This window comes from Mycoplasmopsis gallinarum DSM 19816, from assembly GCF_000621085.1.
GTDB classification, from domain to species: domain Bacteria; phylum Bacillota_I; class Bacilli_A; order Mycoplasmatales; family Metamycoplasmataceae; genus Mycoplasmopsis; species Mycoplasmopsis gallinarum.
Genome location: NZ_JHZE01000008.1, coordinates 66,886 through 90,714, shown reverse-complemented (window position 1 = coordinate 90,714; position 23,829 = coordinate 66,886). Strand labels below are relative to the sequence as shown.

21 protein-coding genes and 4 tRNA genes are annotated in these 23,829 nt (G+C 26.4%); 11 read left to right on the top strand and 14 right to left on the bottom strand.

Going from position 1 to position 23,829, the window contains the following annotated elements; all coding sequences use genetic code 4:
- Window positions 1-30: 30 nt before the first annotated feature.
- From Q346_RS0101520 to Q346_RS0101505, 4 genes are all read left to right on the top strand, one after another.
- A complete protein-coding gene (locus Q346_RS0101520) occupies window positions 31-501 on the top strand; it encodes a hypothetical protein (protein WP_027332773.1) in 471 nt (156 codons plus the stop codon).
- A gap of 80 nt (window positions 502-581) precedes the next feature.
- Window positions 582-1,259: a (d)CMP kinase gene (gene cmk, locus Q346_RS0101515; protein WP_027332772.1), complete on the top strand. Its 678-nt coding sequence runs from the start codon at window positions 582-584 to the stop codon at window positions 1,257-1,259.
- Window positions 1,249-2,559 (top strand): ribosome biogenesis GTPase Der, encoded by a 1,311-nt coding sequence (gene der / locus Q346_RS0101510; RefSeq protein WP_027332771.1) that lies wholly within the window; start codon window positions 1,249-1,251, stop codon window positions 2,557-2,559. The genes cmk and der overlap by 11 nt, the downstream gene beginning before the upstream one ends.
- Before the next feature lie 59 nt (window positions 2,560-2,618).
- Window positions 2,619-2,915, top strand: a complete 297-nt coding sequence (locus tag Q346_RS0101505) for an HU family DNA-binding protein (RefSeq protein WP_027332770.1) — start codon at window positions 2,619-2,621, stop codon at window positions 2,913-2,915.
- Here the strand turns inward: Q346_RS0101505 and recU are convergent.
- Complete coding sequence (recU, locus tag Q346_RS0101500) at window positions 2,912-3,394, bottom strand: Holliday junction resolvase RecU (RefSeq protein WP_027332769.1); 483 nt, start codon at window positions 3,392-3,394, stop codon at window positions 2,912-2,914. The genes Q346_RS0101505 and recU overlap by 4 nt on opposite strands.
- Before the next feature lie 99 nt (window positions 3,395-3,493).
- Between recU and secDF the strand changes: the two genes are divergently transcribed.
- The 5 genes from secDF to Q346_RS04140 all read left to right on the top strand — a co-directional run bounded on the left by secDF (window position 3,494) and on the right by Q346_RS04140 (window position 8,000).
- Complete coding sequence (gene secDF / locus Q346_RS0101495) at window positions 3,494-6,064, top strand: protein translocase subunit SecDF (protein ID WP_036437915.1); 2,571 nt, start codon at window positions 3,494-3,496, stop codon at window positions 6,062-6,064.
- Between the two features lie 44 nt (window positions 6,065-6,108).
- Window positions 6,109-6,960: an FAD synthase gene (locus Q346_RS0101490; protein ID WP_027332767.1), complete on the top strand. Its 852-nt coding sequence runs from the start codon at window positions 6,109-6,111 to the stop codon at window positions 6,958-6,960.
- Between the two features lie 45 nt (window positions 6,961-7,005).
- Window positions 7,006-7,089 (top strand) — tRNA-Tyr (locus tag Q346_RS0101485).
- A 1-nt stretch (window position 7,090) separates the two neighbouring features.
- A tRNA-Gln gene (locus Q346_RS0101480) sits at window positions 7,091-7,165 on the top strand.
- Between the two features lie 52 nt (window positions 7,166-7,217).
- On the top strand, window positions 7,218-8,000 hold the full coding sequence (locus Q346_RS04140; RefSeq protein WP_036437914.1) for an MAG0110 family membrane protein: 783 nt from the start codon (window positions 7,218-7,220) through the stop codon (window positions 7,998-8,000).
- Window positions 8,001-8,044: 44 nt separating this feature from the next.
- On the opposite strand, the gene Q346_RS0101460 is transcribed toward Q346_RS04140, so the two are convergent.
- The 3 genes from Q346_RS0101460 to Q346_RS0101450 form a co-directional block, all read right to left on the bottom strand.
- Window positions 8,045-8,779, bottom strand: coding sequence for a hypothetical protein (locus tag Q346_RS0101460; protein WP_027332763.1), 735 nt, complete (start codon window positions 8,777-8,779; stop codon window positions 8,045-8,047).
- A 130-nt stretch (window positions 8,780-8,909) separates the two neighbouring features.
- Window positions 8,910-8,985 (bottom strand) — tRNA-Arg (locus tag Q346_RS0101455).
- Window positions 8,986-9,033: 48 nt separating this feature from the next.
- Window positions 9,034-9,110: transfer RNA gene (locus Q346_RS0101450), tRNA-Arg, on the bottom strand.
- Between the two features lie 62 nt (window positions 9,111-9,172).
- Between Q346_RS0101450 and Q346_RS0101445 the strand changes: the two genes are divergently transcribed.
- Window positions 9,173-9,586 carry an HTH domain-containing protein gene (locus tag Q346_RS0101445; protein ID WP_155946925.1) on the top strand — a complete coding sequence of 138 codons (414 nt, stop codon included), beginning with the start codon at window positions 9,173-9,175 and terminating at the stop codon, window positions 9,584-9,586.
- A 9-nt stretch (window positions 9,587-9,595) separates the two neighbouring features.
- Here Q346_RS0101445 and Q346_RS0101440 read toward each other — a convergent pair whose 3' ends face one another.
- Together Q346_RS0101440 and Q346_RS0101435 are read right to left on the bottom strand one after the other, a co-directional pair.
- Window positions 9,596-10,660, bottom strand: a complete 1,065-nt coding sequence (locus Q346_RS0101440) for an LLM class flavin-dependent oxidoreductase (protein ID WP_027332761.1) — start codon at window positions 10,658-10,660, stop codon at window positions 9,596-9,598.
- Between the two features lie 8 nt (window positions 10,661-10,668).
- Window positions 10,669-11,268: an FMN-dependent NADH-azoreductase gene (locus tag Q346_RS0101435; protein ID WP_027332760.1), complete on the bottom strand. Its 600-nt coding sequence runs from the start codon at window positions 11,266-11,268 to the stop codon at window positions 10,669-10,671.
- Window positions 11,269-11,389: 121 nt separating this feature from the next.
- On the opposite strand from Q346_RS0101435, the gene Q346_RS0101430 reads away from it, so the two are divergent.
- The gene (locus Q346_RS0101430; protein ID WP_027332759.1) at window positions 11,390-12,079 is read left to right on the top strand and encodes a hypothetical protein; all 690 of its coding nucleotides are present in this window, start codon (window positions 11,390-11,392) and stop codon (window positions 12,077-12,079) included.
- Window positions 12,080-12,113: 34 nt separating this feature from the next.
- Here the strand turns inward: Q346_RS0101430 and Q346_RS0101425 are convergent, their stop codons facing one another.
- From Q346_RS0101425 to Q346_RS0101390, 8 genes are read right to left on the bottom strand one after another with little or no spacing between them, the layout of a single operon-like run.
- The gene (locus Q346_RS0101425) at window positions 12,114-13,472 is read right to left on the bottom strand and encodes an MSC_0618 family F1-like ATPase beta subunit (protein ID WP_027332758.1); all 1,359 of its coding nucleotides are present in this window, start codon (window positions 13,470-13,472) and stop codon (window positions 12,114-12,116) included.
- Window positions 13,469-14,998, bottom strand: coding sequence for an MSC_0619 family F1-like ATPase alpha subunit (locus Q346_RS0101420; RefSeq protein ID WP_081774425.1), 1,530 nt, complete (start codon window positions 14,996-14,998; stop codon window positions 13,469-13,471). The genes Q346_RS0101425 and Q346_RS0101420 overlap by 4 nt, the downstream gene beginning before the upstream one ends.
- Window positions 14,998-17,067, bottom strand: coding sequence for an MSC_0620 family F1-like ATPase-associated subunit (locus tag Q346_RS0101415; RefSeq protein ID WP_027332756.1), 2,070 nt, complete (start codon window positions 17,065-17,067; stop codon window positions 14,998-15,000). The genes Q346_RS0101420 and Q346_RS0101415 overlap by 1 nt, the downstream gene beginning before the upstream one ends.
- Entirely contained in the window at window positions 17,057-17,539 is a 483-nt protein-coding gene (locus Q346_RS0101410) for an MSC_0621 family F1-like ATPase epsilon subunit (RefSeq protein WP_027332755.1), read from the bottom strand. The genes Q346_RS0101415 and Q346_RS0101410 overlap by 11 nt, the downstream gene beginning before the upstream one ends.
- Window positions 17,529-18,404 carry an MSC_0622 family F1-like ATPase gamma subunit gene (locus Q346_RS0101405; RefSeq protein WP_027332754.1) on the bottom strand — a complete coding sequence of 292 codons (876 nt, stop codon included), beginning with the start codon at window positions 18,402-18,404 and terminating at the stop codon, window positions 17,529-17,531. Before Q346_RS0101405 ends, Q346_RS0101410 begins: the two co-directional genes overlap by 11 nt.
- Before the next feature lie 6 nt (window positions 18,405-18,410).
- Window positions 18,411-18,908, bottom strand: coding sequence for an MSC_0623 family F1-like ATPase-associated protein (locus tag Q346_RS0101400; protein WP_027332753.1), 498 nt, complete (start codon window positions 18,906-18,908; stop codon window positions 18,411-18,413).
- Complete coding sequence (locus tag Q346_RS0101395) at window positions 18,901-20,343, bottom strand: MSC_0624 family F1-like ATPase-associated membrane protein (protein ID WP_027332752.1); 1,443 nt, start codon at window positions 20,341-20,343, stop codon at window positions 18,901-18,903. The genes Q346_RS0101400 and Q346_RS0101395 overlap by 8 nt, the downstream gene beginning before the upstream one ends.
- Window positions 20,336-23,794: a putative immunoglobulin-blocking virulence protein gene (locus Q346_RS0101390; protein WP_027332751.1), complete on the bottom strand. Its 3,459-nt coding sequence runs from the start codon at window positions 23,792-23,794 to the stop codon at window positions 20,336-20,338. The genes Q346_RS0101395 and Q346_RS0101390 overlap by 8 nt, the downstream gene beginning before the upstream one ends.
- Between the last annotated feature and the right edge of the window lie 35 nt (window positions 23,795-23,829).

The window sequence follows — 23,829 nt, the reverse complement described above, 5'->3', positions numbered from 1 at the left end:
AAAAAAAATTAATTAATGTAATATTGAGAAATGAAAAAGAAAAAAAAGACAGATCAAGACATAGTTTTAAATAATCAATCAGCTTTTAAACAAATTAATTTGATTAAAAGCTTAATTAAAAAAAAATCACAATTAAGTAATGATTTAGATTTTTTTATGCAATTAACCAATAACAAAAATTTAATTTATGAATTTGCTGATGAACTTTTCGATTTAAATAATTATCAATTTGATAATTTAAAAAAAATTATTGAGACCAAAAAAATTATGGAAATTATTCAACAGATTGAACAGTTTGAAAATACTGCAAATGATTATAAAATAGACATTTTTAAAAACTTGAATTTTGAATCTGGCGATTTAGATTACCTACTTATTAGTGAAAATGAAAATGTTAATGATGAGTCTAAAAGCCTTGATTTAGATATCGCAAATAAAACTAGTGATTTTGAACATTCTCAAACTATAGAAATTGCAATTGATAAAAATTTCAATTTCTAGTCTTTCTTTTTTAATTCTTAAACTAATTTAATATAAAATAAATAATTATTAAATATAAAAATATTATATTTGGAGCTTCTATGAAAAAAATTAATATTGCTATCGATGGACCTTCTGGCGCTGGTAAGTCAACAGTTGCTGCTGAAATTGCACACCGATTAAGATACACTTTTATTAATACTGGCAGTTTCTATCGTCTTGTTGCTTATAATGCTCTTAAACAAAATGTTGATGTTTTAAATGAAACACAAGTTGATTCAATTTTAATACCGGATATTATTTCGATCCACACTGATGGTAATTTAATTTTAAACAATGAAATTATTAATCCAGAAGTTTTAAGAGATGACGTTATTTCTAAAGCGGCTTCTACTATTGCTAAATACAAATTGGTTCGTCAATATGTTGTAGATATTATTCAACATATTACTAAAAAAGGCAAAGGTTATATTATGGATGGAAGAGATACAACCTTTAAAATTATGCCTTATGCAGAAGTTAAAATTTTTCTTACTGCCAAACCAGAAGAGCGTGCTAGAAGAAGACAATTAGATAATGCTAAATTAGGATATGAGCAAAATTATGAACAAGTCTTAAAGGATGTTTTAGCTAGAGATTTTCAAGATATGAATCGTGCAAATGATCCTTTACATAAAGTTCCTGATGCAACAGAAATTGACTGCACCAATATGACATTTGAACAAGTGGTAAATCAAATCATTGAAATTGTTAATTTAAAGGTAAAAAATGAAAAATAATGTAATTGCAATTGTTGGTAAACCTAATGTTGGAAAAAGCACACTATTTAATAGATTAATTGGCAAAAGAAAATCAATTGTTTATGATCGTCCAGGTGTCACAAGAGATAGACTTTACGAAACATTGGTTTGAAATGGCAAAGAAATCAGAGTAATTGATACAGGCGGAATTGAGATTGAAAATCGTCCATTTCAAGAACAAATTAGACTTCAAGTTGATATTGCTATTGCTGATGCAAATGTAATAATTTTCATGGTTGATGGAACATCTGATGTTACTAATGATGATTTAATGATTGCACAAAAATTAAAAAAATCAGGTAAACCGATTGTCTTGGTTGCTAATAAATTGGATAATCCAAAAGATTTCGATTATTCTCTTTATTCACTTGGGGATGAAATATTTCAAATTTCAGCTCAACATGGTAATGGTGTTGGAGATGTACTTGATAAATGTTTAGAGTATTTAAATTTAAATGAACAAGAAAGTAAAAAGATTTTTAAATTATCAATTTTAGGCCGTCCTAATTCTGGAAAAAGTTCTCTTTTAAACCGTTTAACTAACGAAAATCGTTCTATTGTTTCTGAAATAGCAGGAACAACAAGAGATAGTGTCTCAAGCGTTATAAAAATTCATAACCAAGAATTTGAAATAATAGACACCGCTGGAATTACAAGAGAAAGCAGTATTGAAGATCAAGTTGAAAAATATGCACTAAAAAGGGCATTCAATTCTTTAGATGAGTCTGATTTATCAATTATTATGATTGATGCCACTAGAGAGTTATCTCATTTCGATGCAAGAATTATTGGATATGCACTTGATGAAAATAATCCCAAACCAATTATTATTGTTGTAAATAAATGAGATTTAATTCAAAAAGAAACTAACACAATGGCAAATTTTGAAAAAATGTTGAGAAATCGTTTTCATTTCGTTCCTTGAGTTCCTATTGTTTTTGTTTCTGTTAAAGAAAATTGAAGAATGCATAAATTAATTGAAACTATTTTGCATGTTAAAGAAAACTTAGAAAGAGATATTAAGCCTTCAATTTTATCTAATTTTATTCGTGAAACACAATTAATACAACCAGCTGCTCCTTATAATGGTGGTAGATTAAATATTTACTTTGTTAAAAAAGTAATGGGTAAAATTCCAACTTTTGTTTTCTTTGTAAATAACAAAAAATTTCTTCATTTTAGTTACCAAAGACATTTAGAAAAAGAAATAAGAAAAACTTTAGATTTTACCGGTTGCCCACTTAAATTAATTTTTAAAAATAAAAATGGTTTAGAATAATATAAAAATACTATAATTTAGCCATATATAATATAAATATGGCTTATTGAAAGGACAAAATGACAAAAAAAGAATTCATTTCACAAGTTGCTGAACAAATGTCAAATAAATTAGAAAAACAAGTTTCTATTAAAGAAGCTGAAATGTTTTTTGATGCTTTTGTTTTTGTTTTAAAAGAAGAAATGATTGCTGAAAACAAAGTGCAATTATCAAATTTAGGAACTTTTGAAACAATTATTAGAAAAGGACGTAAAACTGTTAATCCATTCAAGAAAAATGAAGAATTAATTGTTCCTGAAAAGCGTGTTGTTAGATTTAAACCTTCTAAATACTTAAGAGATATTGTTAATTTCTAATTCACTTTAATATAGGGTAAAAAGTCGATGATACCTGGAAAGGTTAATTCGAGTTTGAACCCTATTTTTTTTATTTCTTCAATTGAAATATTAGTTTCTCATTTTGTCATAATCTTAAAAGTTGGAAGCAAATAAAATTCATTTGTGAAATGAAAAAAGACAATTAAAAATGAAATCCCGCCATTTTGCTCAATTTGCTTTAAATAATTTTTCTGATGCAATTTTAAATTATTGGCCGGTAAATATTTTTGATAAGTACTTTTTGCTTCAAACGCGATAAATTTGCCTTTTAAACATCCAATATAATCTACTGTGCTTTTGTTAGCTATATATCCATCTGTAATTGTTTTATCTTTGCTTACATTTTTAAATTTAATATTTAAATTTTTCTTTTCAATATAGGCTAAATTATTTGTTCAATAATATTGAATTGTGTTATTAATGATTGTTTCTAGTAACATCCCGCGATTTTTATTCATAATTTTAAATTGCTAAATTAAATAAAAATTGGTAGAAAAAAATTATTATGTAATATTAAATGTATTTATAAAACATTTATTTATATATAATTAAAAAATATGTTTAAGTGAATTAAAAAAGTTTTTAGAAAGATTTTTTCAATTACTAATTGAAAAAGAATTACTATTGCAGCAATTACTCTAATTGCTGCTATTTCTTCTATTGTTTTTGGTTCATTATTCTATATCTCTAAAAATATTAATAAATCTGTTGAATATGGTGGTGGTGTTGAATTTTTAGTACAAGTTAAAAATGAAGCTGGCGCCGTTGATGATTCGTTTACAGATAGTGTAAGTAAATCAATTGATGAAAGATTAACTGGTGGTGTAGCATTTAATGGAACCAAAGTTGAAAATCAAGGAGAAGGCAAGATTCTCATTACTCGAAATGGGGCAATGAGTGATATCGAAAGAAAAAATTTTGAAGGAATTATTACAAATAAACCGACTTTAGTTTTAACTGATATCAATATGAAACCTCTTTTCATTGATAATCAATTCAATTCAACCATGCAAGATATTGATTATAGTCAAATTAATCGTTATATTCCTCCATTAAAATCAAGCAATTCTGCTAAAGTTGAATTTATGCAAAATGGTACTTATGCTGTAAATGTTACTTTAAAAGATAGCGATGCACAAGTACAATGAACTAATGCGACTGAGTATTTAGCTAATTCATCACAAGTTGTTTTAATGTGACTTAATTTAGATAAATTTGTAGAAATTGCTAAAACCGAGTTCCCTAATAAGTGAATAAATGCAAAAGAAAATCCATATAATTTTGCTTTTGTCAACGAAACTCCTGTTGATGCTAGTGGCAAAAGTAATGTCTATAAAAAATATCAAATTGATGCGGAAAATTATTTAGTAAGTACTGGTGTAGTTAGATCTACTTTAACTGGTGAATCATTTACCATTAGTGGCGCTAATATTAATGCAGAAAGCGCTCAAAGATTAGCAGCTAACATTAATTATGGTGTTTCAAAATATTCATTGGAAGTTTTATCATCTAATTACATTCAAGCATCTAGTGTGCAAGGTTCTTTTGAAAGTGCATTATTAGCTGGAACAGTTGTATTTGGAATAATTGCTATTTTTATGATTGTTAATTATGGCTTATTAGGGGCTTTAAGCACAATTTCAATGGCATTATATATGTTTTTAACCTTATTAATGTTCACTATTTTAAGGGGTGAATATTCACCTGTTACTATTGCGGCTTTAATTATAGGAATTGGAATTAGTGTTGATGCTAATATCATTACTTTCGAAAGATTGAAATCCGAAGTTTATATGGGAGAAAAACTCAAAAAGGCTTTAAAAAATTCCAATCGGCTTTCACTTTCATCAATTATTGATGCTAATTTAACCACTTTAATTGTTTCCTTTATTCTCTTTTATTTTGGAACTAGTTCAGTTAGAGGTTTCAGTCTTTCACTTGTGTTTTCAGTTATTTTTACATTATTAGTAATGTTAATTTTCACAAGAGGAATTAGTTCATTATTAATAAATACTGGATGATTTAATAAACGTTTATGATTAATTGGCATAAAATGAAAAAAAATTAATCATTTAAATCCTGAAATTTTTTATAAAAAATTTGATTATTTAAAAAATGCTAAATGATTTATTATAGCTTCAATTGCTTTTGTGTTGATTGCCGGAATTGTTTTTGGTTCTTTTGCTGGCATTAATCAAAGTTTTTGAGCTGGATTTAACCGTTCAATTGAATTTGAAAGTGGAATTAATATTTCTATTGAAGGTAAAGATACATTTTTAATTACCAAAGATATTGCAAACGAAATGAAACAATTCTTAATTGCTAATCAAAATCATTTAGGTATTAATGAAATTGGAAATCATATTCAAATTTTTTCAATAAATGATAATAATACAGCTTTTAAATTAAGTATTGAAACCAGCCAAGATTTAAGTCAAGAAATTGAATCAATTAAAAACTTTATTCAAACTCAATATCCAGATGTTTCAATTTGATCATATGGAATTTCTTCAACCGAAGCTGCTAATTTAGTTAAAAATGCTTTACTTTCAGTAGCAATTTCTTTTGTGGGTATCATTGTTTATACTTTAATAAGATTAAAATGAACTTTTTCAATTGCAGCAATCGTTGGTTTAATTCATGATATTTTAATGACAATTGGTTTTATTGTAATTACCAGATTACAAATTTCACCAATTATTGTCGCTGCAATGCTTTCAATTATTGCTTTTTCAATTAATGACACTATTGTTGTTTTCGATAGAATTAGAGAAAATATTACTAATAGATATCACAATGAAATTTTAGATGCTAAAAAAATTAAATATATTGCCAATTTATCAATTGCAGAAACAATTAAAAGAAGTCTTTATACATCATTAACTACAATTGTTGCTGTTTTAGTGTTGTTATTATTTAGAAACGCAACTAATTTAACCTTTAACATCGTAATGATTTTTGGACTTGCAATTGGCGCATATAGTTCTATCTTTATATGTACATGAGTATGAAGCAAATTAGAATTAGCAAGACAAAAAGGCATTAAAAAACGTGAAGATAGCAAATTCTGAGTTTTACCTGGTCCAAGTGAACAAATTTTCCCTGGTATCAATGATTTTGTTGCTTAAATTATGCAAGTCAAAGACTTGCTTTTTTTATTATAATTATCATTATGAGCTTAAACATTTATTCAATTCATAATCAACCTAAATTTAATAAACCAATTTATTTAATTGGTGCTTTTGAGTCTTTTCATTTAGGACATTATTTGCTTTATTTAAAAGCCTTGGAGCTAAAAGAAACTGAACCTGATCGGGATATTGTTTTAGTTTATTTTGCTGATTGCGAAAATTTACCAAAATTAAACCCTAATTTATTCACTGATGAGGATTTTAGACTACAAGTATTCGCAAATTTAGATTTCAAATATGCTTGTCGTCTGGAATTTAAAAATTTACACAATCAAGAGGCTCAAGTTTTTTTAGATACTCTATTTTCTAATCAGGAAGATTTTTCTATTGTGGTTGGCCAGGATTTCCGTTTTGGCAAACAAGCAAGAGGCAATATTGATTGACTTAAACAAAAATACTCTACATATGTGGTTGAGCCCTTAAAATTACCAAATGGCAACAAGCTTTCAACTAGTTTTTTAAAAGACTTAATTAATTTAGGAGAATTAGATTTAGTTAATTCTTATTTAAAATTTGATTATGGATTTTCTGCTAAGTTTATCAAAAATCAAAATGAAAATGTACTTCTCAAACACAGTGATCAAATAATTGCTTTACCGGATGCTTACTATGTGGCATATTTAGAATTAAATGAAATCATTTATCGTGGCTTATTAACTGTACAAAATTCTATTTTAGAATTTCATGCAATCGATATTAAGTTTAAAGAATCTATTAATGAAAATTGCAAAATTTATATTAAAAATAAAATTAAATCTATTCAAGCTGGAGAAATCAAAAAAAACGATGAAATGCTAAAAATAGCAAAAAAATATTTCTTAAAAAATATTTAATTTTTGTTTCTTAAAGTTTTAAATAATATATAATTGTAAGGCAATGGAGGGGTAGCGAAGCGGCCAAACGCGGGTGGCTGTAACCCACTTCCTCACGGTTCGGGGGTTCGAATCCCTCCCCCTCCACCATTGCCCCATAGCCAAGCGGTAAGGCAACGGGTTTTGGTTCCGTCATGCGTTAGTTCGAATCTAACTGGGGCAGCCATATCACTTCTTCGGAGTGATATTTTTTTATTTTTTTGCTAAAATTAATAATTATGAATACAAATAATACAAATGATATAAAAACTTCTTCAAGTATTTTTAGTACAAATTTGAAGAATATTAAAAGTAGAGGAACTTCTATTCTTTTTGGTGCCTCTACTCTTTGATTTAGTTTTTTTGTTGGCTTAATTTTTATTGGGTCTTCATTTACTAAATTAGTATTTACTACAAATAACACTGCTGCTCTCATTACTTATATAATTTCAGGAATATTTAGCTCTGTTTTTATTTTTGTTTTATTAATTTGAGGAAGAAAAATTAATTTTTGAGTTTTACTACCACTTAGTTCAGTTTTATCATTGAGTTTAGGATTTTCTGTTTTGGGCCCTATTTTATTTAGTTTTTTGCTTACTGCAAGCGCATATAAACTTTTAGGCATTCTTGGAATTGCCACCGCTCTTTTCATTTTAATTGGTATTCTAGGATATTTTAATTTATTACAAATTCAAAAAATCTGACCATTTTTATTAATTGTAGCTAGTGCAATGTTTATTCTTTTTATAACTTCTTTTTTCATAGTAAAAAGTTGAGTAATCTCATTATATGGCCTTTTAGGAATGTTTTTAGGTATTGTTTATTTGATGTTTGATTTTGCATTAATTAATAATGAAAGTGCTTATGTTGATGGTTTTCTTAATTCAGAAATTGGAAATCAAAAAAGTAATCATCATTTAGAAATAGCCAGAATTTCTCTTTGATACGGTTTTAAACTCGCTTATGATTATTTAATTCTAGTTTATTATCTAATTAGAATCATTGGATATTTCCGTTCATAAGAGTAAACAAAAAGTCGCTCAAACGCGACTTTTTTTAAATCAAACTAATTTAAAGGAATTTCAAAGTAGTAAATTTCATTATCAATTGCTTTTGTTTTGAAGTTTCCTAATTTAAAAGTAAATTTAATTTTATTTCCTTCTTTGACACCATCAATGATACCACTGAATCTGGTTTGACCATTTTTGTCATATGTAGGATTGGTTGCATTAACAACTTGTTTTTCATCTGCCAATAATTGGGCACTAATTGAAAATACTTCAGTTTTTTCGCCTGTTTTTCAGTTAATTGCACCTTTAAATAGAACTATTTTTTTGGTATTGTAATCATAAGTAAAGGTGTAAGGTTTTTTAGCTTCTTGACTTGCAGCAATGGCATCCACTGCTTCTACAATTTTAGCTTTAGTTGCTGTTGCATCACCTAAAATTGTGAAATCTGCTGTTTTATTTAATGGATCTACTGTTTCGGTTGAAGTATCTCCGCTTGGATTGTTTTCTGATGTAGAAGGTGAAGTTGTTGTACCACTTTCTGTTCCAGTAGCAGGTGTGTTAGTTCCTGAAGATTCACCTGTTGAAGGGGTAGTTGTTGAAGTACTTGTTCCAGAATCTGTTGTAGGTTGAGATGGTGTTGAAGTACTTGTTCCAGAACCTGTTGATGGTGTTTCTTCTTTTGGTTGAGGTTTTGGTTCCTTTTTATCGCATCCTGCTGATAAAGCTGTTAATGGTAAGATAGAACCAGCAACTATAATTGAAGCTGATAAAAATCTTTTAAATTTTTTCATTTGTTTGATCTCCTTATGCATATATTTTTATTATAGATAAAAATAGAACATTTTGAAATTATGAAAAAAATTATCAAAAAATCAAAATATGAAAATTTTAATTATTTTTTTCATATTTTGATAAAAAAAATGGCGTCCTTAAGAGGAATTGAACCTCTCACCCCAAGCTTAGGAGGCTTGTGCTCTACCAACTGAGCTATAAGGACAACCTAAATAAATTTTAAACATTTTTTGGAATAATGAAATAAAAAAAATGGCGATCACGAGAGGATTCGAACCTCTGACAACAAGCTTAGAAGGCTTGTGCTCTATCCTGCTGAGCTACGCGACCACGCATATATATTTTAATACATTGCTAAAAATATGTAATAATTTATTTAATATTTTTTATTAATGAAAGTTTTAATTATGTCTTCTGAAACAAAATTTTATAAAAAAAATCAATTGATTTTTGAAACGATAGAAAATAACCCAGACTTAACCAATAATGAATTGGCTAAATTATTAAATTGTTCAACTAAAACTATTCAAAGAAAAAAGCAACTTATGAAAAAAGATGCTTTTTGTTTTCATCATAAAAATTTAAAGAAACAAAATGCTTTATCTATTTCGGATATTGAAATTCAAAACATTTATCTTGATTATTTAAATGCAAAAAAACAAGGCAAAATTAAATTTTTCAAAAGTTACTATAATCAAATTTATTTAAACAGTTCTGAACATAAAAACATTTCATATGAATGTTTAGTTAAAAGAATTAAAAAACATCCTTGCTATATAAAAAATGAAAAAAATAAAGCTATCTAAATTTTAGCTTTATTTTATTTCTCTTACGAATTCCTTATTTTGAAAATATTCTCTAACAATTGGTGCGACTTTGGTTCCAACTAATTCAATTGCTTTTAATGTTTTTTCGTGTGCCATTGAACCCACTGGAAGATGTAGCATGAATCTATCTAATTCTAATCCTTCCATAATTCTAATAATTTTTTTAGCTACTGTTTCAGGGCTTCCTGCAAAAATGGCTCCTTCTTCAGAAACTTCAAAATCATATTGTTCTCTTGTCATTTCAGTTCATGTTCTTCTATCTTTAGCAATAGTATCTACTAATTGTTTAACTGGAATGAAATAATTATCTTTTGCTTTTTGATCGTCTTCTTCAATTCAACCCCATGAGTGACCTGCAATTCTTAATTTACTTCAGTCATTGCCAAAAGATTTTCAAGCGCTACGATAAATAGTTACTAATGACTTAAATCTTAATGGATCGCCACCGATTGTTGCAAAAACAATCGGTAATTCTCTTCTCGCAATTGCTACTATTGAATGAGGATTGCCACCAGTTGCTACTCAAATTGGTAATCCATTTTCTACCCTTGGATAAATACCGCGATTATTTACATCATGAGTTAATCTACCTTTTCAATCCAACTTTTCATTAGCATTAATTGCTTGTAACATATCTAATTTTTCTTCAAATAATTCATCATAGTCCTTTAAAAAATAACCAAAAAGTGGAAAACTTTCAGTAAATGAACCACGTCCTACCATTATTTCACTTCTTCCATTGCTTAAGGCATCAATTGTAGAAAAAGCTTGATAAATTCTAATTGGATCTGAAGAAGAAAGCACAGTAACAGCTGATGATAATTTGATATTTTTAGTATTCACTGCACCCGCAGCTAAAATTATTTCTGGCATTGAAACAGCAAAATCTTCTCTATGATGTTCGCCAATTGCGTAAATATCTAAACCAACTTTATCAGCTAATTCAATTTCCTCAATCATGTTTCGAATTCTTTCTGGATGAGAAATTAGTTTTTTAGTTTCTGCTAATGGAGTAGTTTCTCCAAAAGTGCTAATTCCTAATTCAATTTTCATATTTTCTCCTAAAAGTTATTTAAAACTTTATCAAAATCATCTTTATAAATTTCATTAAATACTTCATCAAAATCTTTATCTCTATTATTTTCTAAATCTGTACTATGAATATTAAGTAATCTCACATCTTCAGCCCCTAAAAATTTTCAAATTCCAGTTAATCATGAATTCAAGTTCCCTCATTCATAAGTCCCTTTGGCAGAACCTTGACTAGTTAATACAAGAACCTTTAAATTTCTTAGTAATCCATTTTTACCATTATTAGTTTCTACTTTGTAAGTAAAAGTTTTGTTTGGCACCATTATTGAATCCATGAAATTTTTAATAACTGGTGCAGGACCAAAATTGATCATTGGGCTTGTAATAATAATTTTGTCTGCATTTTTAACTTTTTCAATTCATTCGTCAGACTTAATATTTTTATAATATGAATCTATATTATTGGCATTTACATAAAATTCGTTATGAGTTTTATTAGCATCAATTATTTCAATTTCATCATTTGGATTGTTTTTTTTGTATTCTTCAATCAATTTATTTAAAACTTTTAAACTCATTGATTGTTTATCATTAGTAATTGAACCATTAATAATTAATAATTTTTTCATATTTACTCCTTTGATTTAATTAATTATAAATTGTCCTATTAAAAAGTCAATAAAAAAAGGACAAAATATTTTACACTAAATTATTTTCAATTTATTTTATATATATTGTTAAAATTGAAATATGAAATTTAAAATTAAATATTTATTGTCTTCTTTTGCTTCGTTAAGCCTTTTGCCTGCTTTTTCAATGGCTTGCACTAATAAAAATATTGATACAGAAAAGCAGAAATATTTTTCATTAAATACAGATTCTAATAAACCAAAAGTGGAGAAAATTTCGCTTGAAAAGCAAGAATTAGATTCTTTAAAATTGGAAGATTTACATGTTGGAGTGGATGAAAAAACTTTAAATAAGGATGTAGAAACTTTAAAAGAATTAGCAATGAATAATCCAGAAGAATTTAATTTTGACTTCCCTGTTACTGATTTAATAGATAAGATACCTTTTGATTCATATATTAGTAATTTCACTATTGACTATTTATATGCAAGAAATTTATTAAGAGTTAATTGAAGTTTTATTTTTAAAAATAAAAAAATTGTACTCAAAAATGACTACAATTTTAAAATTTTAGGGGTTGCTAATACAGCCTATCACAAAGCTGAAGTGATTGTTGAAGTTTCTAATAAAACAAAACCATATTTGAAGAGAATATTTAGAATTAAATTTAATAACACTCGCGCGTATGCCGATCCTAATGAATGCAAAATTGTGTTAGATAATCATGATTTAATTAATGTTTATAAATATAATCTTGACAAAGATGGCAATTATTTAGAAGCTTCTCCAAGTAATTCACATGTTTGTTAATAAAAAATCGCTTTTAGGCGATTTTTTAATTCAATTATTTTAATAAATCATCTGTTGTTGAAATATATGAGAATTTTTCTGGTTCAATATCGATGAAATCTTCATTTAAAATTTTAATAACAGAATCAACTGTTTTGTTTAATGGAACAAATACCCCTTTTTCTCCTGTAAAATGTTGAGTCACAGAAAAGTATTGTGAGAAAAAGTTTTGTAATTGCAATGCTTTTTTAACCACTTTTTTGCTTTCAGCATCAAGCTCGTCATATCCTAAAATTAAAATAACATCTTCTAATTCCTTGTATCTTTGTAAGATTTTTTTAACTTCTAAGATTGCATTGAAGTGTTTATCACCAATAATTTGAGGATTTACACTATCAGAATTAGATTCAAGCGGATCGAATGATGGATAAATATTTTTAGCGGCAATTTCTCTAGATAAAACTAATGAACCATTTAAATGGCTGAAAACCGCAACTGCAGAAGGGTCTGATAAATCATCCATTGGTAAAAATACAGTTTGAAATGATGTTATTGATCCATTTTGATTTGAAAATAATCTATTTTCAATTTGTGAAATCTCTGTATTTAATGTTGCTTGGTATCCACCTACAGAAGTTTTTTTATCAAGCGAAACAGCTGTTTCGCTTCCTGCTTGAAGAAAACGGAAAATGTTATCAATAAATAAAAGAACATTTTCTTTTTCATTATCTCTTAAATATTCAGCAGCAGTTACTCCCGCTGAAACAATTGACATTCTTGCCCCAGCTCTTTCGTTCATTTGTGCAATATACATAGTCGAATTTTTCATTAAATCTGATTCTTTTAAATCATCATATAATTCAACACCTTCACGTGAACGCTCTCCTGCTCCAACAAAAATTGAAGAAGTTCTTTTTTGATTAGTTGATAAGTTGAAAATCATTTCTTTCATTAAAACAGTTTTTCCAACTCCAGCTCCACCAAAAATTCCGATTTTAGAACCTTTTAAAATAGGAATAAAGAAGTCAATGGCTTTAATTCCAGTTTCTAAAATTTCAGGTTTGTATGCATAATCATCATTTACTGTAATTGTTGAATTCATTTCAACTAAATCAAAATCATTGCCTTTGGTATTCAATGATTCACCTTCAATATTGAAAATATTGCCTTTGGCTTTTTGGCCAATCGGAGTCATAAATGAATGTTTTTTAATTGTTAATTCTTGACCAATTATTAAATTTTCATCGCTTTTTACAATAACAGCCAAAATTTTAGTTTCATTAATGATTTTTTTAATCATTAAAACCGAAAGTTTGTTTTTAGTTTCTAAAATTCAATCAATTTTAACTTTTTCATTGTTTGATAATTCAATTTCAACCACATCAGATCAAAGTTTGGTAATTTTAGCCATTATTTAACTCCTTTAGTAATTTGTGCATAAATATTTTGCAATTCTTTTTCATTTAAAGGAGCAAAATTTGCATCCACTTCAATATTTCATTTTAAGTTATTTGCTTGAGCAAATGATTTAAGGCAAAACATGAAGAAATTTTTTGCCATTAAATCGCTTTCTTGTTTATTTTCAATTAAATTTTGCACGATTTGTTTCATTAATTGATTTTCTTTTGCAAATAAATCAACAAATTTTAGTGCTAAATCAGTATCTTCAATATTTGTTAAAGCATTTCATGCTATCAATTTTGAAGTAAGATACATTAATTCTTCAGAATATGATGAAATTCCTCTTTGAACAAACATTTTTTCAATAGTTTCTCCAGCATTAATTAATTTAATCATTTCATCATTTAAATCGCTCTTTAATGAAGCTAATTTAATTTGTTTTTTGTAAGTTTTATAAATTTTAGCAATTTGTGCAGCCACTTTAGCTACATATTTTTTCTGTACGCTACCACCAATTCTACTTACAGAAAGATCGATATCAACAGCTGGTAATTTTCCAGACGCAAACAAGTCACTGTTAGTTACAATTTGTCCATCTGTAATTGAAATAACATTTGAAGCAATTAAAGATGTAATGTCATTTTCAACTGTTTGAATAATTGGGAAGGCAGTAATTGATTTTCTATTTTTAAATTTACCGCTTCTTTCAAGTAGTTTTGAATGTAAGTAGAACATATCACCTGGAAAAGCCTCTTTACCTACAGGTTTATTAATTAAAAGAGCTAATTCACGCACGATATTCGCATGATTAGTTAAATTATCAAAAATAATTAAAACATCTTCCTCATAAGAGATATTTTCAGCATGTGCCATTCCAATATATGGAGCCAAATATTGATCATATGGATTACTTGAATTAGCATCAATAATCATTGTGTATTCCATTGCATTATGTTCACTCAAAGTTTTATACACATTAGCAATTTGTGCTTGTTGTTGTCCAATTCCTACATAAATACATTTAACATTTTTGCCTTTTTGATTAATGATTGTATTTAATGCAATTTGAGTTTTTCCAGTTTTACGATCTCCAATAATTAATTCTCTTTGCCCTTTACCAATTGGAATTAATAAATCAATACTAATTAAACCTGTATATAAAGGTTCATTTAAAGGCTGATAATCTAATAAAGTATTGGTTGAATTAAAAATATCATGTCCTTTTTCATATGGCATTGGAATTAAGAAATTATTATTTGGATATAAAACATTCCCTTGAATGTCTACAATTTTTCCAAACATATTTCTATTAGTTTTAACTTGATTTGATTGGTTAGCTATTTCAACTTCTGAACCGATTTGGATTTTGTCAATTTTTTTATTAACTAACGCATAAGCTTTAGTTTCGGTTGCTGAAATTAACATCATCTGAATGCTATTATCTTTTTTAAGGTTAAAAAATTGATTTTGTTCGTATTTGAATTCACCACTTAATTCAACTACATAATCAAAAATTGCTGTAATAATTGGTTGTTTCATTATAATCCTCCAAGACTTAGTAATATTAATAAAATTGAAATTATTAATGTGGCAACCGAGATTCCAGCAAAAATAATTAATTGTTTTTTATTTAATTTTTCTCTTAGCTTTTTAATTGTTCACAATAAACCAGTTAAAGCTAATAAAAGTAAGGCAACGGTAGATAAAATGCTTGCTAACACTATATAAATAGTTTGTTTTTTAGCCTTTTGACCAATTGGTTCTAATTTGGCAATTTCATTATATGAATTGACAAAATTAAGAATTTCTTTGGTTGCTTCCTCTGTATTAGCTTTTTCAATTTCCTCATTAGAAAATTGCTTATTAATAGATAAATAAGATAGATTAATAAAAGTTTTTTGAATTTGTCTAACTACTTGTAAAAATGAAGTAAATTTATTTTCTAATTTAATTTCACTTGAATTAATAATTCCTTTGGTTAAACTAATATCTGAATTTAAAACCCTTAAGGCTTTATCATAGTTTTCAATATCAAAATGTAAACTGTCAAAGTTTCTTTTAATTATTGACATTAGTTCTTCATTCTCTAACAATGAATTTTTATATTTAATTAATAAATTTGCATATGTAGCAGCTAAATATTCAAAATAACCATAGGTAACAGTTTTAAAATTAAGATTAATGTTATTTAATGAGCCTATAAATAAGTTAAATAAATCATTTTGATCGCTTTCGTTCTCAATTTGGGCTACTGCCAATTTATTTTCAATTTGATGAGCTTGTTCAATTAATTTATCTTGAAATTTCTGATCTTCAATAATTTTTTGGGCTTCTAGAACTAAGTTATAAACTGTACGAATTAAATCATTATTAGCTAATTTAATAAGTGTGATTTTCTCGCCAATTCCTAAGGCATCATAAAATTTAAACATTGTGTTTTCGATAAAATTAATTTGGGCTTCGCGAGCTTTAGTAAAATTTTTACTTTCTAATTTACCAACATTCACATTGTAAACTCTATATGAAGAAATTTGATTTTTGTCTTCTATTCTAACTGTTGCTTCTAAATTGCCATCAGCTGTTTTATTTAAAGCAACAATTCGATAATTAAATCTAGTAAAAATTGGGTTATTATAGAAAAATCTAGAATTTAATGTATTTGGATCTGTATTTAATTCGCTTATAAATAAGTCATATTTGCTGCTTTCAAATTCATCATAATATTCATAATTAATATAAGGAACTAAATTAGGTATATTTTGAATTACATCATCTTTTTCAAATTCATCTTCAATTGGTTCGTCAGGAATTACTGATGGAACTTCTGGTTCCTCTTCTTCACTATCTTTAGTATTTTCTAACAAATCAAAAGCAGTGAATCTTTTGTTAATTTTGCTTTTAATATAATCATCTCAACTATTGTAATTTTCAGGTAAAGAAATTGAAAGTGAATTAGTTGCTTCGTTGAAATCTAAAGTAGTTTTATCTCTAGATGGATTGTCTGAAACATCTAAAACGGGCGCATCTTCTTCATTAGCAAAAATATCACTAAATGAACCAAGCATATCATCGAAATAATTATTGGTTTTAGTTTTTAATTCTTCTAAATTAATGCTATTAACATTTTTATTAGTTGGAGCAGTTGCAGTTAAATCAGCATAATTTGTACCATCCTGAGTTCCTACACTTACTCCTTCATAAGTAATTCCATCAAACGTAATATCTCTTTTATAGATATCTTCATTTTTAGATAAAACTTTTGGATAAACAATATTTAATCCATATTGAGCAGGATTAGCGATTATTTTATCCTTATTTTCTTTTAAAAAGTTTGCAACTTTTAAATAATAAACTGCGTTTACTAAAGTTTGACTAGTTGCATTAGTTGAAGCTAATAAATTTTTGGCTTCTGTCTTTAGTTCTTCAATTTTAGCATCCAAAGATTCAGATAATCTTGAAGTTATTAATTCATTAACTGCATTATTAAAATTAGCAAAATCAGGATCAACAGTTGGAGTTGATTCTTCATTTTCTGTTGCTGAAATACTAAAAAATATAGGAGCACTAATGATAAAGGGGCTTATTAATTTTAATTTTTTAATTTTCATAATGAGCCTCTTTTCTCTTTAAACTAAAATTTCTAATTGCTTCTAATTCAAATAAATTATTTTGTTTTTCAAAATAATTTAATTCAATTGTTGAAAGATCATTTAAATCATAAAGTTTATTTAATTCTAATTCTCTTTTTAAATTTTGAATCTGTGTCTTTAATTCTTTAATTTCTTCTTTGCTTAAATTAGTTTCTTCAAAAAATTTTGGCATATTTTTATATCTAAGTTCAATTTCATGTTCACTTTTATAAATCATGAAAACATTTTTTGCAATCAAATAGAGTATTTTGTCATCGCTGGTTTTGATTTTTAAAAGATTTTGTTTTAAAGAAGCGATTGAATTAATTTCTAATTTTCCTCAATTATCTTCTAATTTATTATTAATTTCTATTTCCTTAATTTTTAAGGTAAAACTTTTTAAATTTCTAGAAATAAATTTTAATAAAACAAGTTGATTATTATTTTTCATGTAATAAGTCTTTCTTTGGATTTAGCAATGACATTTCTTCAATTTCATGTTCTCTGATTTTTCTTGTTAAACTTAAATTTAATTTTTGCAAAGTTTTTTCAAGGTTATTAATTTTTTGAGTTTCTGCAACCAATTTATATTTTTCAAAAATTAGAGCCGATTCATTAAGCAAAGTTAATGTTATATATGTTAAATATAAATTAATTTCTGAATTAATAAACTCTTCAATATTTGGAAAAATATTTACTTTTCTAATTTCGATTTCATCTTCAAAATGAATGTTTTTCTGATTTAAATTGAAGTTTAATTCAGAAAAGGGCAAAACAGTTAAGAACGGAGTTTTTAATTTAGATGAATTTAAAACGAATTTAATTTTGTGAAATCCTTTTTTTGTTATGAAATCTTCTAAAAGATTAGGAAGAAATTCAGCTAAGGTTTCCACTTCATTTTTTGATCTTGCGAGCAAAATTTGCATTTTATTTTCTTTTGCAAATTCAATTGCTTTTTCTCCAATTGCGATAATTAAATCATTTTTTTTATAGTTTTCAGTTAAAAATTTTTCATGTCTTTCATAAGAATTAGTTGCATATTTTTCTTCTTCCGTGATGTAAATTCAGATTGTATTAATTGCATTATTAAATTTAGAAAATATATGCTTAGAATTATTTAAAAAAGGAGAATTAATTAAATAATTATGTTTAATTTCATCAATATATTTTTTGCATTCAATTGCTCTTGAATAATAAGAAGCAATTTCTCTAGTTAATTTTAAAATATTAATTAAAGTAATGTTTTTTTGCGATTCTAAAATATTATGTAAGTTATTATAACTTTCAATTTTGCTTTTTATTTTTTTAATATTCATTAGCTACTATTTCAAAACTTCTTGACTAAATAAAATTGTGTATTTGTCTAAAACATTGTCATAATTAATAATTAAATTTGGTAAGAATTCTACTCATTTATTATTTTTTATAATTAATTCTTCTAAAGTTTGATTATAAATTGTAATAAATAAATCTTCTTTTACACTTTTTGAGTCTTTAAAATTAACTGTTATTAATCTACTATTCGTTTCTTTTAAAATTTCAGGTACTAAAATAGTTTCACTAAATCTTGTGTCTTTAATAAAAGATAAAACAAATAATTTAAATGCAATTTCATTTTTATTTGCAATTGCTTCTTGACTTTTTTGCAACATTTTCTGCACATTTTCATCATTTTCACTTAAATTAGACACAATTAAAACTTGGTTTAAAAAAGATTGAAAATCAATAAAATTTGAACTGTTTTTAACAGTATTAAAATTTTGAAAAATTAATTGTTCATAATTATTTTGATCTGTATTTTTTTTATTTTTATTAAACATTTTTACCTACTTCCTTTTTTGATTTTTGACTTTTTTGATTGATTAACACATAAATAAATAACTTAAATCAGTTTGCTATTAAACTTAGAATAGGAATGAAAATTATCAAAGCCAATGCAAGTAAAAGTAAATCAATTAAGTTGAATAAAACAAAAATTGAAGAAAGTAAGTTATTTTCTTGATTTGACATCAATAAATCAAGAGTTTGGAAAAATAGAATAAAACTTAATAAAGTTGTAATCAATACAAAAGTGAAAATTTCTTTTTGGTTACTGAAATATTTTTTATAAACAAATACTCCAATAAAATAAAGAGCTAAAAATAAAGGAATTAAATAATTATTTATTTTGTCAAAATTAATAATTCTTATTGTTAAAGTGTAAACAATTACAATGAAATTTGCGATTAAGAAAATAAACGAATTTAATTTTAATTGATTGTTTTTAATTACTAATTTATCCACCAATATATAGCCGACAAATATTACTATAAAGAATAATAATGAAAGCCCATAAACTAAATGATTAGTATTAAATTGAGTAAAAATTCCATTAGCATTTTTTAAATTAATTAAATTTGCAGCTGCAAAAATTAAAGTTGCTAATAAGGTTGTTAGTCCGAATAATAATAAATCTTTAAATAATAAATTATTTTCAAATTTATTATTTTTCTTTCAAAGTGGATACAAATTTAAAATTAATGCTGCAATTAAGAAAATCGCGATTCAAGAAATAAAGATTCAACTTGTGTTATTTTTTGTGTTAAAAATTAAATCTATTTTTTTGTAATTTGCATTTTCTAAACTTAGTAAAGTGTCGATTTTATTTGTTCCCTTTGTTATATAAATTAATAAAACAAAGCCAGTTATAAAAATTATATTTTTAATGATTAAACTTATTAAAGGCATTAAAACCAAAGCTTTTTGACTTGGATTTAGTTTTTTATTTTCTTTGTAAATTAAACTTTGCAATATTAAATTACTTAATAATGTAATCAATAAAGGAATAGCAAAATATACCAATCCAAAAACCTGGAAGTTTGATTGAATTGGCATAATTACAAGCAAAATTATGCTTGTTGCTGCTAATAAATAAAATCAGAAATTGATTAAATTTAAATATATTATTTTGAAATGCTTAGTTCATAAACGATAAGCACTATAAGTGGCATAAATTAAATTGCTAAATGTCAAAACAATTGCTATTAAAACAGCAAAATTTCGACTTTTGAAAGTTATATTTGAAAAATTGAATAAATTTGAATAACCTAAAAATACTTCATTGGTTTCTTTTACTTTACTTGATCCTATATAACGATTAAATGTAAAGAAAATCAATAATAAAACACTAAACACACTAATTAATATCACAGTTTTTCAGCCTGTTTTATTTCAATCAAGTTGAAAAAACTTTTTCTGCCTTGTTGTGTTATTCAAAATTTAGTCCTCCGTTATTATCACTCGCTATACTGATTTTGAATTCACTCTTTCAACCAGGCGAACCAGTAATAATTTGTTTAACATTGTTATCATCAACAATAATTTCTCTTGCTTGTTGATTATTTAAGACTCCAGTTAAAAAGCCTTGCAATTCTTTATTTCATTGGCCGCTAAAATCTTGAGCGGTTCCTTTTAAATGAATCTTGCTGGTTTGTAAGTCGCCAAATACAATCATTGGTTTAGCAGTTGGACCTCAATCAGCTAAAACTTTACTAAATTGGCTAGCTCCTAAATCAGCTATATTAAAGGTAAATGTGCTTCCTTTTGAAGGTAATTTAATAACTCTGAAGTAATATTCACCTAAATTGATGCCTTTTAAAGAATTAAACTTAGTCAATGACAAGTCGATTTTAATTGGGTATCCTTGATCTCCAAATTGTCCATTAAAGACTCTTCAATCTTTTTTGGTTCTTAAGACCATATCAAACCCAGTTTTGATATCATCCAATGTACTTCCTTTATCAGGTCTAATTACATTAAATTGAATTGGCCCTGTATAAACAATATTTGATTTATAGTTATCTCAACCTCTAGTCATTTGGAAATCATATGGCACAAATTCAGTGTTTTTAAAAGCAATTGGATCAATACCTCAACCAAATTTGTAAATACTTAAATTACCATCTCCGATATTATCGTCAGTATTAGGTAAGGTTGTAAGTAATTCAGCTTGTTTTAATCTTAAGTTTTTAAGCGCTGAAATTCCAATCATTTTTTCAGTGTCATAAATTAAAGTCAATTTATCAATTGAACTTGGAATTTGTTTCAAAATATTTGAAATATCTTGATTTTCATCTTTCAACCCTATATTTTTAATGAACAATCCACTAATATCTCTATTAGATCTAAGGAATTGAATAATATTGTTCACTGCATTAGGATTAGATGCATCCATAAAGGCAACTTTTTGTTTTCCTTTTTCTTGTCCTATTGAATTATCGCTATTTGGAGTGTATTCTCTAACTGCAATTCCACCGCCATCAATGAAATCTCTTCCATTTGATGTTTGACCATATGAAGGTTTCCCTCCAGGTATTCTATAAGTACCACTTATATCTTGATCAGTTCATCCAGGATATTGCCCTTTTGATTGTTGTGCTCCATTTCTTGGATATTCACGATCTGCAATTGGGAAAGCCAATTTTTCATTAGCTTTTATGTATGAAACTAAAGTTGGATTATTATATTTACTATCATATCCTCAAGTAGGAACAAATTCTCCAATATTACTTGGTCATCTAATTACTCTGCCTTCTGCCATTTCTCTTTCTGCTGATGCAGCTGCTACTCTTAAAGCATCTCTAAAAGCAATTGCGATTTCTTCAGCAGTCATATCTCTTGTACCGTAAGCATCAGCATATCCAATTTCTCTCTTTGGAGTTCCATTCATTAATTTGACAAATTTTTCCATCACGTCAGGTTGTTTGTAAGGGAAAATTCCTTCAAAATCTGCAGCTGTAAAAGTTCCAGGTTTTTTAATAACTCTCTCTGCTATTGCTTGCAATTTTTTGATTTGGTTTCTAATTTCTGCTTTTTTAGCTTCTGAAATAACAGCCTTTTCTACAGTAGGTAAAGTTGAAGGCTTTGAATATCTTCTGCTTGAAGCATTAACTGTAGAACCTCCATCAGAAATAATTTTTCTAATCTCAGCAGCAGTTAAATTTTTACCTGCAGGTCTAGTAGGATTTGGATCTGGTTCAGGATCTGGTGTATCAGGTTCAATAACAATTGGTTTTGGTTTATCATCTTCTTTTCTTTCAATTTTAATGATATTTTTACCAGTTGTATCATCCACAATGATAATTGGCTTTTCTCCTGATTTAAGTTTATATCCTGTTGGCATATATAAATTTGTATTAATTTCTTGATCATCAACAGTTTCAATTGTTGTATCTTTCATTACTATTCCATCAGCAGTTTGATAAATCAATCTAGTATGATGTTTTATAGTAATTTTAATAACATTAATTGTATTAACTTCTCCGATTTTCAAAGTAGAAATTTGATAATTACTATCTAATTTATAACCTCTTGGTAAGGAGTTGCTAATATCTTCAATAGTTATTTTTTCGTCTTCTTCAGAGATTAGCACTTTTCTTGTAACTTCTTTATTATTAGCGGTTATAACCAATGTTGTAAAAATAGTTTTAATTTTTTCTCTTAAAAAGAAAGTATAAGTTTTTCCAGCTTGTAAATTATCTTCATTAGTTGGTTGTTGGGCAGTTTCAGATAACACATAACCACTTGGAATTAAATTTTTATAAGTTATTTGTTCTTCAGGACTAGTTGAAAAAGTCTTTTCATATATAGTTTGTCCATTTTTATCATTTAATTTAAAAATAATTTTTGTTTCAACTGGACTTTTAACTAATTCAATGCTATTTTCTTGTCCAATTCTTATTGAATTAATATCAAAAGTGCTTGCCAACTGATATGAATTTGGAATATATTGACTAATTTCTTCTTTTGAAATTAATCTTGAGCCTTGAGTTGTAAAAGTATGTGATGTTAATTCGCTATTTTTATGAGTATAAGTTATTTTAGTATTGTAAGTTACAATCGTTTTTTTAATGTAAAAAGTATATTCCTTACCTGCTTTAAGATTTTCTAAAGTTTGACTTCCTTTAGAATCATCTCATTCATAGCCACTTGGAATATATTCATTTGCATTAAATTCTGTATTTTCAACAGATTTAAAATCTTTGGTGAAAATTACACTATCATTAATCAATTTATAAGTTAATTTGGTTGCTACTATTACTTTAATTTTTTCAATTGGAATAATATTGGTTTCACCAATTTTTAAATTAATTTCATAATTATCGATTAATTTATATCCTTCCGGAATATATGAATTAACTTTAATTTCATCTAAATTTTCAACTTGAAATGAAAGTTCGCCACCAACATTTTCATTGTTTGCCTTAAATTGAATTTTAGTAATTGGCACAATTTTAATAGGTCTAATGTGAATTACATTAACTTTTCCGTATTCTAAAATAATTTCTTTATTTGCGTCATGAAATTTAGGATCTAATTCAAATCCTTTAGGAATTTCATTTTCAGCATCAAGAATTTTAGTAGTTTCATCGTCTTCTAAAACGATTTCTTCTCTTTTAATTTCTTGATCTTCATAAACAAATTTAATTGTAGTGATAATTTCTTCAAGAGGATTATCTGTTAACGAGTCGTAATCTTTAACCACAATAATATTAGTTTTATTTGTAATTGCAGGAGTTACATTTTTTTCACTTAATGTATTGTATTTTTCAATCTCTGATTTTTTTCTTGAAAAATACACTGCACTAACTAAAGAAGCAGTAGAAACTAAAGCTCCCGATAATAATAATGTAGTTTTAAATATTTTAATTTTTCTTGCTCTTGTCATATATATACCTTTGCCTATATTATATAGGTAAGTTT